Here is a 13015-nt window from a genome sequence, read left to right on the forward strand (position 1 = left end):
AGCTTTATACAACGGCGGCCGCAACGGCGCTACTGTCTGGGTATCTCTCGGACGATTCCCTTGCCGCTGGCGTAAATCGCCAGTCAGGCATTCGCCCACTCGATAAAAACCCATCGTCTGACGGAATTCGATGAGGTATCCATGTTCAATACAAGTCTGCATTGCCCCCGGTGACCACTCAGGGTGGCCGGGAATGCGGCCTTGGGCGAAAAAAGCCGGACGACCGGACTGGCGCCGCTCTCACTCACCAGCAACACTCATCCCCACGGATAATCAGAGGATTCCCACATGCTATGGAAAAAAGGCCGACGCAGCGACAACGTGGTCGACGCCCGTGGTGATGATGTCGGCGGTGGCGGTGGCGGGATGCGTTTTGGTGGCGGCAAGGGTCTGAGCCTGACGGCAATCGTTCTGATCGTCGGTATCGGCTGGATCACCGGCCAGGATCCGATGCAGATCCTCGGGCAGTTGACCGGGCAGATGAGCGAACAATCGGCCCCGGCCTCGACGCAAACCCGCAAGGCGCCACCGGCCAATGATGAAGGGGCGGAATTCGTCCGTTCGATCCTCGGCGACACCGAAGACACCTGGGGCCAGATTTTCCAGCAAGCCGGTCGGCAATATAAAAACCCGACCCTGGTGCTGTTCAGCAACCGGGTGAATTCGGCATGCGGCCTGGCCACTTCGGCGACCGGCCCGTTCTATTGCCCGGCGGACCAGAAGGTTTACCTGGACACCAGTTTCTTCCAGGAAATGTCCCAGCGTTTTTCCGCGGCAGGTGACTTCGCTCAGGCCTACGTGATCGCTCACGAAGTCGGACACCACGTGCAGACCTTGCTCGGCGTCTCGGCGAAAATTCAGACCGCTCGCCAACAAGGCCGGCAAATGGAAGGCGACGGTGGTTTGCTGGTGCGTCAGGAGTTGCAGGCGGATTGCCTGGCCGGTGTCTGGGCCAACAATGCACAGCAGCGCCTGAACTGGCTGGAACCGGGCGACATCGAAGAAGCCCTGAATGCCGCCAACGCCATCGGCGATGACCGTTTGCAGCAGAAAGGTCAGGGCCGTGTGGTGCCGGACTCGTTTACCCATGGTACGTCAGCGCAAAGGGTGCGCTGGTTCAAAACCGGATTTGCGCAAGGCCAGGTAAGCCAGTGCGATACCTTTGCGGCGAAAAATCTGTAAATGAATAAGTGGCTGTTGGTTCTGTTGTTCGCCTGCGCAAGTACCCAGGCCGCCGAGCAGGGAGTCAAGGAACTGAGCCCCGGCAGACTGTTATTGAAAGAAGGTGAAATGGCGGTGGGCATCGGCCCGGCGCCGGCGAAAATCGAGCGGGTGCTGATCATCATTCATGGTCGATTGCGCAACGCTGAAACCTACCTCCAGAGCGCCGAAAAGGCAGCCGAACAAGTCGGGCAGGCCTCAAGCACCCTGGTGATCGCCCCACAATTCCTCAATGAAACCGACGTGGCACTGCATCCAGTCGCTGAAACAGTCCTGCGCTGGCAGGGCGATGACTGGATGGCCGGCGGTGTTTCCACCGCGCCGTTTGCGCTGAGTTCCTTTGCTGCGCTCGACCAGATCATCGCCCGACTCGGTGATCGTCGACAATTTCCGGATGTAAAGGATGTCGTCATCGCGGGCCACTCCGGTGGTGCTCAGGTGGTCCAGCGCTATGCGTTGTTGAGTCAGGATCAGCCGGAGCTGAAAGCGGCCAACGTGCACGTACGCTATGTCATCGCCAACCCGTCTTCATACGCCTACTTCGACGAGCGGCGACCGGTGGCGTTCAGTCACGCCGGTTGCCCCGGTTTTGATCGCTGGAAGTATGGTCTGACAGATTTACCGGCGTATGCCGAAGGACAAACGCCTGCGCAACTGGAGGCAAACTACGTCCAGCGTGACGTCGTTTATCTGCTGGGGCAGCAGGACATCGACCCGAATCACCCGGCTCTGGATAAAAGCTGTGAAGCGAAAGCCCAAGGCGCCAATCGACTGAACCGCGGGCGCAATTACTTTGATTATTTAAAGCGCGGGCACCCGCAGGGGTTAAATCAGCAACTGATCGAAGTGCCCGGGGTCGGGCATAACGGGGATGGGATGTTCACGTCACCGGAGGGGCAGAAAGCGTTGTTCCAATAGAAAAAGATCGCAGCCTTCGGCAGCTCCTACAGTGGAATCGAATACACCTGTAGGAGCTGCCGAAGGCTGCGATCTTTTGATTGTAAAATTCAAGCTAAAGCATTTCCCGCAATGCCGCGCAATCCGCCGCATGCCAATCCGTCAGCTCAGGCCAGGGATTATCTGGCAGATTTACCAACACCGTCCGCGTCCCCGCTGCCCGCCCGCAGTCCAGATCAAACCGGTAATCACCGACCATCACCATCTCGCTCGCCGGCACATTCCAGGCGGCGGCCAGTTTCAGCAGACCGCCGGGATGCGGCTTGGGCGGCGCTTCATCACGCCCCAACACGTCCGCCTCGTCGAAGCAGTCAGCCAGGCCAATGGCCGCCAGCGTGACGTGCGCCAGTTCTCGCGCATTGCGCGTAAGAATGCCCAGGCGATAACCGCGCCCTGCCAATTCACGCACCAACTCGACGGCGCCCGGTGCCGGTTTTGAACCCCGGGCCAGATCCCGCTCGTGCTCCAGCAGCCACGCATGTTTAGCCGCCGCTTCGTCGGCGGGCAACGCCGCGAGGTGGGTCAGGATGTCGTCATCGGCAGGGATCGCCAGCGCCACGCGGATCGCCGCGAAGTCATGCACGGCCACCGTCAGCGTGCCGTCCATGTCGAACACCCAGTGCCGCACCTCGGCCAGGCTCATGCCCAATCCTTGCGGTGACGAATCAGGCCTTCCTGAGTGACCGACGCCACCAGTTGTCCGGCGCGGTTAAACACGCTGCCGCGAGTGAAGCCACGGGAGTTGCCGGCCCACGGGCTGTCCATTGCGTAGAGCAACCAGTCGTCAGCGCGCAAGTCGGCGTGGAACCATAGCGCATGATCGAGGCTGGCCACCTGCATGTCCTTTTGCCAGACCGACTTGCCATGAGGCTGCATCGACGTGGTCAGCAGACCGAAATCCGAGGCGTAGGCCAGCAGGTATTTATGCAGCGCCGGCGAATCAGCCAAGGCACCGTCGGCGCGAAACCAGGCGTACTTGATCGGATCGGACGGCTTCGGGTTGTAGGGATCTTTCTCGGTGATCGGTCGGAATTCGATCGGTTTCGGGCACAGAAATTTTTCGCGCAGGTGCTCGGGAATCAAGTGCGCACGCTGTTGGGTGAGCTCCAGCTCTGACGGCAGGTTTTCCGGTCCGACCACCGTCGGCATCTCGGCTTGATGCTCAAAGCCTTTTTCGTCGTACTGGAACGAGGCGCTGCAGGTGAAAATCGGGTTGCCCTTCTGGATCGCCGTCACCCGACGCGTGCTGAAACTGCCGCCATCGCGCACCCGATCGACCTGATAGACCACAGGCAACGCGGAATCGCCGGGACGCAAAAAGTAGCCGTGCATCGAATGCACATGGCGCGCCTCTTCGACCGTCTGACTGGCCGCCGACAAAGACTGACCGATTACCTGACCGCCGAACAACTGACGAAAACCCAGGTCCTGACTGCGACCACGGAACAGGTTTTCTTCGATCGGTTCCAGGGTCAGCAAATCGACCAGATCATCCAACACTTGGCTCATTCAGGCTCTCCTCACACAACGCTATGCCGCGCAGTCTTGGCTGCGGCGGTCGATTCATTTTCCGGCCAGGGCCATCATTGGGGCCATTGTAAACGTCCGCGCCGGCTTATCCATGCAAGGTTTGCAGCCATTGTTCACGGGTGATGCGGTACAACACATGGTGACGCAGCGGATGATCGACCGCGAGCCTGGGGTGCTCGAAGTCATCGGCTGAATCATGGTGCATGCCGATAGCCTGCATGACTTTTTCGGAAGGCGTGTTGGTTTGAGTGGTGAAGGCTACGACCTCCGTCAGCCCCAGCCGGTCAAACCCGCAGCGCAGAGCGGTCCACGCCGCTTCACTGGCGTAACCCAGCCCCCAGTGCTCACGGGCCAGACGCCAGCCGATCTCGATGGCCGGAGTAAAGGGCGCGTCGAAACCGACCACACCGAGCCCGGTAAAACCGATAAAAGCGCCGGTGTCCTTGCGCTCCAGTGCCCAGAGGCCGAAACCGTGCTCGGCAAAATGCCCGCGGACACGACCGATCAGCGACGCACTTTCCAGCCGACTCAAGGGCGCCGGGAAATAGCGCATCACCTGCGGATCGGCGCACATCGCCGCAAACGCCGGCAAATCCTCATCCCGCCACTGCCGTAACAACAGTCGCGCGCTCTCGAGTTGCAGTATCGGCTCCATCACGCCCCTCCGTTTCCATGCCGCAAGTCTACATCGCTGGTAGGATCCTTCCTTCATTCCTGCCTGAATTCATCATGCCGCTGCCGTTGATCTACCACGAAGACTACAGCCCCGACTTCCCGGCGGATCACCGCTTTCCGATGGACAAGTTTCGCCTGCTGCGCGATCACCTGGTGGACAGTGGGCTGACCCGAGACGTCGACCTGCTGCGCCCGGCACTCTGTCCGGCCGACATTCTCGCCCTCGCGCATGACGCTGCGTATATCGAACGCTACATGAGCGGAGAGTTGTCCCGCGAAGACCAGCGGCGCCTGGGCCTGCCCTGGAGCGAAGCACTGGCCCGGCGCACGGTGCGAGCAGTCGGTGGTTCGTTGCTGGCCGCTGAGCAGGCGCTGGAACACGGACTGGCCTGTCACCTGGCGGGTGGCACGCATCACGCGCATTACGACTATCCCGCCGGGTTCTGCATCTTCAATGACCTGGCGGTGATCAGCCATTACCTGCTGGAAAGTGGCCGTGTGAATCGGGTGCTGATATTTGATTGCGACGTGCATCAGGGCGACGGGACTGCACGGATTCTGCACAACACCCCGGACGCGGTGACCGTTTCCCTGCACTGCGAAAAGAACTTTCCTGCACGCAAGGCCGAAAGTGACTGGGACATCCCCTTGCCCAAAGGCATGGGCGATGCCGAGTACCTGAAGGTGGTGGACGACGCACTGAATTACTTGCTGCCGCTCTACCAGCCGGATCTGGTGTTGTACGACGCCGGGGTTGATGTGCATAAAGACGACGCACTCGGTTACCTCAAGCTGACAGACGAAGGCGTGGCCGCGCGAGATGAAAGCGTGATGCGCCATTGTCTGGGGCGGGACATCCCGGTGGTCGGGGTGATTGGTGGTGGCTACAGCAAGGACCGCAAGGCCTTGGCGCGGCGGCATGGAATCCTGCATCACAGCGCGCAGCGGGTGTGGACGTCATCAGGTTGTCATTGAGGTGTGAGTCTTTACCCACAATGCCTGTGGAACTGCCTGTGGATAACCTGAGTGAAAGGGTCTACAGGCTATGTTGCGTCTGGCCTGTAAAGAGGTGGTTGTTTATTGATCAGCTTCTTGAGCCCACAACAATCCCTGTGGGAGCGGGCTTGCCCGCGATGAGGCCGGCACATTCGGCATCTTTGTTGACTGACAGTCCGCTATCGCGGGCAAGCCCGCTCCCACAGGTATCGCGTACTGCTAGAATGCGCGGCTATTTCGCCACACCGCAGCGCTCATCATGACCCAGCCCTCGACTCCACTCCCCCCTCAAGTCGCCATCATCGGTGGCGGCCCCGCCGGCCTGATGGCGGCCGAAGTGTTGAGCCAGGCCGGAATCAGAGTCGACCTGTACGACGGCATGCCTTCTGTAGGAAGGAAATTTCTCCTGGCAGGCGTCGGAGGCATGAACATCACCCATTCCGAAGCCTACCCGGCATTTCTCTCACGCTACGCCGTACGCGCACCGCAGATTGCACCGCTGCTGCGCTCCTTTGGCGCCGAGGCGCTGTGCCAGTGGATTCATGGTCTGGGCATCGAAACCTTTGTCGGCAGCTCCGGAAGGGTATTCCCCACCGACATGAAAGCCGCGCCCCTGTTGCGCGCCTGGCTCAAACGCCTGCGAGAGGCCGGAGTCGTTATCCACACCCGCCACCGTTGGCTGGGCTGGAATGCTGATGGAAGTCTGAAAGTATCGAGCCCCGAAGGTGAAAAAAACCTGACGCCCGACGCAACCCTGTTGGCCCTCGGCGGCGGCAGTTGGTCGCGCCTCGGTTCGGATGGCGCATGGATGCTGCCGCTCGAACAACGCGGTGTAGGACTGGCGCCGTTGCAACCGAGTAATTGCGGCTTCGAGGTGCAGGCCTGGAGCGAATTGATGGTCAGCAAATTCGCGGGATCGCCGCTGAAAAATATCGCCATCGGCCTGAATGACGATGTTCCGCGACTCGGGGAGTGTGTGATGACCGCGACCGGGGTCGAAGGCAGTTTGATCTACGCGCTGTCGGCGCCGATCCGTGAGGCCATCCACCAACATGGCTCGGCGACGATTCATCTGGACCTGTTGCCGGGCCGGCCTGTGGATAAAATTCAGGCGGCACTCAGCAAACCGCGCGGGTCGCGTTCGATGTCGAAGCATCTGCACAGTCAGCTCGGAATTGATGGCGTGAAAGCAGCCTTGTTGCGCGAACTGACACCGGCAGAATACTTTGCCAATCCGGCGTTGCTGGCCAAAGCGATCAAGGCGTTGCCACTGACGCTGGTGAAAACCCGTCCACTGGACGAAGCCATCAGCAGCGCCGGTGGCGTGATGTTCGAGGCGATGGATGAACGTCTGATGCTCAAGCAACTGCCTGGCGTGTTTTGCGCGGGTGAGATGCTGGATTGGGAAGCGCCGACGGGCGGCTATTTGCTGACCGCGTGTTTCGCCAGCGGGCGTGCGGCGGGGTTGGGGATGGTGGAGTGGTTGAAGCGCCACGGTTGAGACCGAGGTGCGCCCATCGCGAGCAAGCTTGCTCCCACAGGGGATTTGTGACCGACACAGATCCAATGTGGGAGCGAGCCTGCTCGCGATGGGGTCTTAACGAACGCAGCAGCTAATCAAGGTTTCTTCTTACGCGGCCCAGTATTAAACACCGGCACCTTACGCACAGGCTTGATCGAAGGCTCCGGCGCCGAAGCATCCCCGCTCTCGACCCATTTACCCAAATTGCGCTTGCCGCCACTCGAGGTCTTCGGCTTCTTCGGTTTTTTCGGCTTCGTCACCACCTGACCGCTGGCATCGGTATCCGGCACACGGTGTTCAGGCTCGAAGTCATGCTCCATCTGCCGAGGCAAGGTCTGACGGGTCAACATCTCAATGGCTGACAGCAGATTCACCTCATCGGCGCACACCAGCGAAATAGCCTGCCCTGTCGCGCCCGCCCGGCCGGTACGACCGATCCGGTGGATGTAGTCCTCCGCCACGATGGGCAGGTCGAAGTTGACCACCAGCGGCAAATCCTCGATATCCAGACCACGCGCCGCGACGTCGGTGGCCACCAGAATCTGCACCTCGCTGGCCTTGAATCGGTCCAGCGCACGTTGACGAGTGGCTTGTGGTTTATCGCCATGAATGCCGTCGGCGTTGATGCCCAGGCCCTGGAGTTTTTCCACCAGCGCGTCCACGCCGTTACGGGTCTTGGCGAACACCAGGACCTGTTTCCATTTGCCCTTGCGCAACAGATGGATGAACAATTCCGGCTTGCGCTTCTTGTCCACCGTCACCACCCACTGTTTAACAGTGCTGGCAGCGACGTTGCGCGGGCTGACTTCAATGCTCAGCGGGTCGTTGAGCATCTGCCCGGCCAGCAGGCGAATCGCATCGGAGAAGGTCGCGGAGAACAGCAGCGTCTGACGTTTCTTCGGCAGCACGCGGTAAATGTTCCCCAGCTCCTCGGAAAAGCCCAGGTCAAGCATGCGGTCGGCTTCGTCCAGCACCAGTGTTTGCAACTGGTTGAACTTGAGCGCGTTCTGGCGGAACAGGTCGAGCAAACGGCCCGGCGTCGCCACCAGCACGTCGACGCCTTTGCGCAGCTTCATCATTTGCGGGTTGATACTGACGCCGCCGTACACCGCATAAGTGCTCAACGGCAGGTTTTCGGCGTACTGGCGCACGGCTTCGTGAACCTGCTCCGCGAGCTCGCGGGTCGGCACCAGGATCAGTGCGCGCACCGAGTTGGCGCTGACTTTCGGCCCTTCCATGGCCAGCAATTGCAGGAGCGGCAGCGCGAAACCGGCGGTTTTGCCGGTGCCGGTCTGGGCGGCGGCCATCAGGTCGCGACCGGCCAGCACTGCCGGAATGGCTTGCGCCTGAACCGGCGTCGGAGTCTGGTAGCCGAGCGTCTCGAGAGAGCGCAGCAAGGGTTCGATCAGGCCAAGGGTGGCGAAAGTCATGGGATTACCGTAGGAAAATTCAGCGCGGGTTATTCAATACAAGTGTGCAGAACAAGATGCAATGGCGCGCAGTTTACCCTAATTCACACTCGATTCTGTTTGCACCACGGCAGCAGGTCGTACGGGCGCCCGGCGCCACTGCGGCAAACCGATCAACACCACGGCACTGATGATCACCAACATCGCCAATGCTTCTTCGATGCCGATGGTCTCGCCGACAAACACAATCCCCAGCAACACTGCCACCGCCGGGTTGACGTACGCATAACTGGTGGCTGCCGCCGGACGTACGTTTTTCAACAGGTACATATAAGCGTTAAACGCGATGATCGAACCGAAGAACGTCAGATACGCGAGCGCCAACCAACCCTCGATGGGCGGCATCGCCTGTAGGTGCTCACCGCTCAACGCACTGCCGGTCAGCAGCGCCACGCCGCCTACCAGCATTTCCACGGCGCTGGCCATCGCGCCTTGGGGCAGTGGCAAGTGTTTGCTCCACACCGAACCAAACGCCCAGGCCGCCGCCGCGAATATCAGCAACATCGCGCCCAGCGGGCTCGATTGCAGGTTGGAACCGAGGTTGAGCATGGCGATGCCGATCAGCCCGAGCGCAATCCCGGCCCATTCGAGACGGGTATTACGCGCGCCCCAGAAATAGCCGAACAGCAAGGTAAACAGCGGCACGGTCGCCACGGCCAGTGCCGCCACACCCGAAGCCACACCGGTGTGTTCCGCCACACTGACCCCGCCATTGCCGCACGCCAGCAGCAGAATCCCGATCATGCCCGCAGCCTTCCACTGCGCCCAAGTCGGTGCCGGCGCCCCGCGCCAGCGCAGGAAGGCGTACATCAACGTCCCGGCAATCACGAAGCGGACCCCGGCGAGCAGCAAGGGCGGCCAGTATTCCACGCCGATGCGGATCACCAGGTAAGTCGAGCCCCAAATCACGTACAACGCGAAGAAGGCAGCGATCAATGGCAAGGGAAAGCGACGTGGGCCAGGCATCGGGGCAGCTCGCAGGCAAGACAAGTGAACCGCTATTCTAGAAAGGCCCACCGTAGAAAATAAGTTACAAAACCTGTTTATCGCGCCGGTACACTTTTCAAATCACGGAGTTCGCCGCTATAAACCGTGCTTTCGAAAGTCAGTCATTTTTCAGGAAACCGACCATGGACAAATACGACCGCATGCTCCTCGGCGCCCTGCTGGAAAATGGTCGTGCGTCCTACGCCGACCTCGCGCGCAAGGTCAACCTGTCCGCCCCGGCCGTCGCCGAGCGCGTGGCCAAACTCGAAGCCAGCGGAGTGATCACCGGTTACCAGGCGAAAGTCGACATGGCCAAGCTGGGCTTGCCGATTCAATGCGTGATCGAACTGCGCCTGAATCAGCACGGTAACCAAAAAGCCTACGACGACCTGATCAAAATCCCGCAACTGACGGAGTGCCACCGGGTCACGGGTGATCCCTGCGTGATCATGCAGGCTGCGGTGGGTTCGATGCCGGAGCTGGAAGAGTTGATCAACCGGATCGCCAAGTTCGGGTTCAGCAAGACCTCGATTGTTCTGTCGAGCGCCATCGAAAAGCGCGTGCCGTTGGGGCAGCTGGAAGGGAACGGCAAATAGCGCTCACGCACCGTAGGAACCGTAGGAGCCGTAGGAGCCGTAGGAGCCGTAGGAGCTGTCGAGTGAAACGAGGCTGCGATCTTTTGATCTTGGTCTTTTAAGTCAACAGATCGCAGCCTCGTTTTACTCGACAGCTCCTACAGGGTCCAGAAATCTGCGCGTCGCTCAGAACCCGCGATGGCGCTTGAGGTGCTCGTTGATCTTCGCCGCCGGGACTTTCTGCAGGCTGACCAGCAGATCATGCGACAACTCGCGCAACCCGTGCTTTTGCCGCAATTCCTGCGCCAGATGCGCCGTCAGGTTGGCCGCCATCTCGGCATCAGCCATGGCCCGGTGAGCCTTTCCGGTGTGCGGCAGTTGGGCGAAGGTGGTGAGCGTGCCTAGCTTGTGATTCGGCGCAGCGGGCATCAGCCGGCGGGCAAGCAACAGCGAGCAGGCAAAGTTCTGCAAACGCGTGCGTTTGATCCGCCCGAGTTCGAAGTCCCAGAACTTCTGGTCGAACGCGGCGTTGTGCGCAAGCAAGGGCGTGCAGCCAACGAATTCATTGACCTCATTCATCACCCGCTCCGCCGTTGGCGCAGTGCGCAGCATGGCGTTGCTGATGCCGGTCAGTTGTTCGATGAAGGCCGGAACGCGCACGCCGGCGTTCATCAGGCTTTGGTAACGCTCGACGATGCGCCCCTGTTCAAGGATGACCACGGCAATTTCCGTGGCCCGGCAGCTGCTGCTCGGGGAGATCCCGGTGGTTTCAAAGTCGATGACTGCTATGCGTTCCAAACCCTTTTCAACTCCGTAAAAATCAATTCTTGAGCAGCAACGTGCCTTCGATTGGCACATAGCGGCTGGCGGCGCGGATCAGCGAGTTGGCCGTCAGGCCCGGCACCCCATAAGCCACCGCTTGCACGCCGTGCTTGGCGATGATGCGTTCCAGCAGCATGTCGAAATCGCCGTCGCCGGAAGCCAGCACCACTTCGTCAACGTGGTCGGCCGCGTCCATGATGTCGAGGGTGATGCCCACGTCCCAATCGCCCTTGGCGGAGCCATCGCTGCGCTGGATGTAGGGCTTGAGTTTCACGGTGAAACCGAGGTTGCGCAGGATTTGCTGGAACTGTTGCTGTTTGCTGTCGCCACGGTCGATCGCGTAGGCGTAGGCCTCGACAATCTGCCCTTGTTTGCTGATATCAGCCCACAACGCGGCGTAGTTGAAGTGGCAACCGTACGCCTGACGCACGGTGTAATAGAGGTTTTGCACATCGGCGAACACTGCAATTTTTTTCACCGTGCATCCTCTTTCGCGCAGGCGGGATCAGGCACCGGGCCCGAAAAGTCGCCCAGTATGCCAGCCTGAAGGATTGTTCCGCGAATAATCGGCCATGTGGCGAGGGAGCTTGCTCCCGCTGGGGTGCGAAGCAGCCCCTCTTATTTTCAAACTCTAGGGGCCTGCTGCGCAGTCCAGCGGGAGCAAGCTCCCTCGCCACAGGGGTCAGACGAAAGAATCGTCGTCACCGCCAAAGAACGATGAGCTGTCATCGCTGTAATCAGTGCCGGCGTAATCGTCCTGACCTGCGGGGTTGTCCGCAGCCGGTTCTTCCTTGATGACTTCAACCACTTCAGGCGCCTGATCATGGTGAAACAGGCTGCTGATGCCCTGTGCCAGCATCACACCCCCCGCCACACCCGCTGCGGTTTTCAGCGCGCCACCGAGGAAACCACCGCCGGCCGGTTGTTGAGGCGTGTAATTCTGCTGCGGGGCACTGGAACCGAAGCCCTGCTGCGGCGGCTGCGAATTGAACGAAGGCCGCCCCGGTTCACGCCAGCCGCCATTGGCGGTCGGCGCGTCACGGGAACTGCCACCGAAAATGCTCGACAGAAAACCACCGCCGCCCGACGCCGGAGCCGCTGGCTGCGCCTTGGCCGCTCGCAGCTCGCCCTGCAATTGCTGGACTTGCTGAGCCATTTGCTTGTTCTGGGCGTCGAGGCTCTTGATCGCCGCCTCCTGCACCAGAATCGCCTGGGTCATGAAGTAACCCGCCGCCGGTTGACGAGTCAGATGCTCCTTGATTCGCGCCTCGGCCTGGGCGTCGCGCGGGGCTGCGTCCGTTTCGGCCTGTTGCAGCCGGGAAAACAGTCCATCGATCAGGGTTTGTTCTTCGCTGTTCATCGCGACCTCTTGGATTGCCGGAAAAATCGTCGTCCTGCTCCACTGAGGATAAGGCGCTCAACCTTAATGAAGCCTGAAACAAGTTGTTTCAATGACCTTTACCGAACACTTACGTTTGCTCCAAGCGGTACATCATCGGTTACAGTGAGTTACTGAATATGACCTGCGATCCCCGACTGATGAATCCGTTCGATGTGCTGCGTGACTCTGTGTATTTCTTCAAGCTCAATCTGGGCCAGATCGTGCGGCTGTGCCTGCCGCTGGTGATTTTCGAAGCGCTGCTGCAACAGGTGGTCGACCATTCCACCCCACCGGACAGTTTTCCCGGCATCAGCGTGATCGTCGGGTTGCTGGTGTATCCGCTGTACACCGCCGCGCTGATCCTGTTTCTCGATGCGCGCAGTCGTGGCGAAACCCCGCGCAACCGCGATCTGCTGGCGAGGTCCGCGTACCTGTGGCCGCGCTTTGCCCTGCTCACTGCGCTCAACACCCTGTTGATCCTGCTGGGCCTGTCGCTGTATTTCCTGCCGGGCATCTGGTTGATGGTGACCCTGGCGTTCGGCGAATACCTGCTGGTGCTGCGCGGCCTCGCTCCGCTGGCGGCGATGAAGGAAAGCTTGCGCCTGACCCGTGGCCATTTCCTGCGAATTCTGGTGTGCATTTTGTGTGTCATGGGCCCGCTGTGGGTGCTCAAGGGCCTGACTGTGCAGGTGTATCCGGAGCCGCAGAACCCGGTGATTTCCTTGCTGATCGACAGCGCCCAGAGCTTTTTGCAGCTGTTTACCAGCGTGGTGCTGTTCCGTTTGTTCATGCTGATCAGCGACGTTCCCGAGAAACTCGACCGGCCGCTCTGACCATGGGCTTCGGCCCCGCGCTCGGTTATGCTCGGGGCCATCTTTTG

14 protein-coding genes are annotated in these 13015 nt (G+C 60.4%); 6 read left to right on the forward strand and 8 right to left on the reverse strand.

Annotation, left to right across the window (positions count from 1 at the left end):
* Positions 1-288 precede the first annotated feature (288 nt).
* The gene (locus F8N62_RS10875; protein WP_150710965.1) at positions 289-1182 is read left to right on the forward strand and encodes a neutral zinc metallopeptidase; all 894 of its coding nucleotides are present in this window, start codon (positions 289-291) and stop codon (positions 1180-1182) included.
* Positions 1183-2139 carry an alpha/beta hydrolase gene (locus F8N62_RS10880; protein WP_150710966.1) on the forward strand — a complete coding sequence of 319 codons (957 nt, stop codon included), beginning with the start codon at positions 1183-1185 and terminating at the stop codon, positions 2137-2139.
* 94 nt (positions 2140-2233) lie between these two features.
* Here F8N62_RS10880 and F8N62_RS10885 read toward each other — a convergent pair whose 3' ends face one another.
* The 3 genes from F8N62_RS10885 to F8N62_RS10895 form a co-directional block, all read right to left on the reverse strand.
* Positions 2234-2821: an HAD family hydrolase gene (locus F8N62_RS10885; RefSeq protein WP_150710967.1), complete on the reverse strand. Its 588-nt coding sequence runs from the start codon at positions 2819-2821 to the stop codon at positions 2234-2236.
* Positions 2818-3687: an acyl-CoA thioesterase II gene (gene tesB / locus F8N62_RS10890; RefSeq protein WP_150710968.1), complete on the reverse strand. Its 870-nt coding sequence runs from the start codon at positions 3685-3687 to the stop codon at positions 2818-2820. Before tesB ends, F8N62_RS10885 begins: the two co-directional genes overlap by 4 nt.
* 106 nt (positions 3688-3793) lie before the next feature.
* Positions 3794-4363, reverse strand: coding sequence for a GNAT family N-acetyltransferase (locus F8N62_RS10895; protein ID WP_150710969.1), 570 nt, complete (start codon positions 4361-4363; stop codon positions 3794-3796).
* 74 nt (positions 4364-4437) lie between these two features.
* On the opposite strand from F8N62_RS10895, the gene F8N62_RS10900 reads away from it, so the two are divergent.
* Both F8N62_RS10900 and F8N62_RS10910 read left to right on the forward strand, forming a co-directional pair.
* Entirely contained in the window at positions 4438-5358 is a 921-nt protein-coding gene (locus tag F8N62_RS10900; RefSeq protein ID WP_150710970.1) for a histone deacetylase, read from the forward strand.
* 280 nt (positions 5359-5638) lie between these two features.
* Positions 5639-6880 carry a TIGR03862 family flavoprotein gene (locus F8N62_RS10910; RefSeq protein WP_150710971.1) on the forward strand — a complete coding sequence of 414 codons (1242 nt, stop codon included), beginning with the start codon at positions 5639-5641 and terminating at the stop codon, positions 6878-6880.
* Between the two features lie 116 nt (positions 6881-6996).
* Here the strand turns inward: F8N62_RS10910 and F8N62_RS10915 are convergent, their stop codons facing one another.
* Positions 6997-8331 (reverse strand): DEAD/DEAH box helicase, encoded by a 1335-nt coding sequence (locus tag F8N62_RS10915; protein ID WP_150710972.1) that lies wholly within the window; start codon positions 8329-8331, stop codon positions 6997-6999.
* Between the two features lie 78 nt (positions 8332-8409).
* Positions 8410-9336 (reverse strand): drug/metabolite exporter YedA, encoded by a 927-nt coding sequence (gene yedA / locus F8N62_RS10920; protein WP_150710973.1) that lies wholly within the window; start codon positions 9334-9336, stop codon positions 8410-8412.
* Positions 9337-9500: 164 nt separating this feature from the next.
* Here yedA and F8N62_RS10925 point away from each other — a divergent pair, with 164 nt between their 5' ends.
* Positions 9501-9953 carry an Lrp/AsnC family transcriptional regulator gene (locus F8N62_RS10925; RefSeq protein ID WP_150710974.1) on the forward strand — a complete coding sequence of 151 codons (453 nt, stop codon included), beginning with the start codon at positions 9501-9503 and terminating at the stop codon, positions 9951-9953.
* Positions 9954-10118: 165 nt separating this feature from the next.
* Here F8N62_RS10925 and F8N62_RS10930 read toward each other — a convergent pair whose 3' ends face one another.
* From F8N62_RS10930 to F8N62_RS10940, 3 genes are all read right to left on the reverse strand, one after another.
* Positions 10119-10730, reverse strand: coding sequence for a PolC-type DNA polymerase III (locus F8N62_RS10930; RefSeq protein ID WP_150710975.1), 612 nt, complete (start codon positions 10728-10730; stop codon positions 10119-10121).
* Between the two features lie 22 nt (positions 10731-10752).
* Positions 10753-11232, reverse strand: coding sequence for an NYN domain-containing protein (locus F8N62_RS10935; protein WP_150710976.1), 480 nt, complete (start codon positions 11230-11232; stop codon positions 10753-10755).
* Between the two features lie 204 nt (positions 11233-11436).
* The gene (locus F8N62_RS10940; protein ID WP_150710977.1) at positions 11437-12114 is read right to left on the reverse strand and encodes a DUF2076 domain-containing protein; all 678 of its coding nucleotides are present in this window, start codon (positions 12112-12114) and stop codon (positions 11437-11439) included.
* A 179-nt stretch (positions 12115-12293) separates the two neighbouring features.
* On the opposite strand from F8N62_RS10940, the gene F8N62_RS10945 reads away from it, so the two are divergent.
* Entirely contained in the window at positions 12294-12968 is a 675-nt protein-coding gene (locus F8N62_RS10945; protein ID WP_150711097.1) for a YciC family protein, read from the forward strand.
* Positions 12969-13015: the final 47 nt, after the last annotated feature.

This window comes from Pseudomonas fluorescens (assembly GCF_902497785.1).
Classification (GTDB): Bacteria; Pseudomonadota; Gammaproteobacteria; order Pseudomonadales; family Pseudomonadaceae; genus Aquipseudomonas; species Aquipseudomonas fluorescens_BO.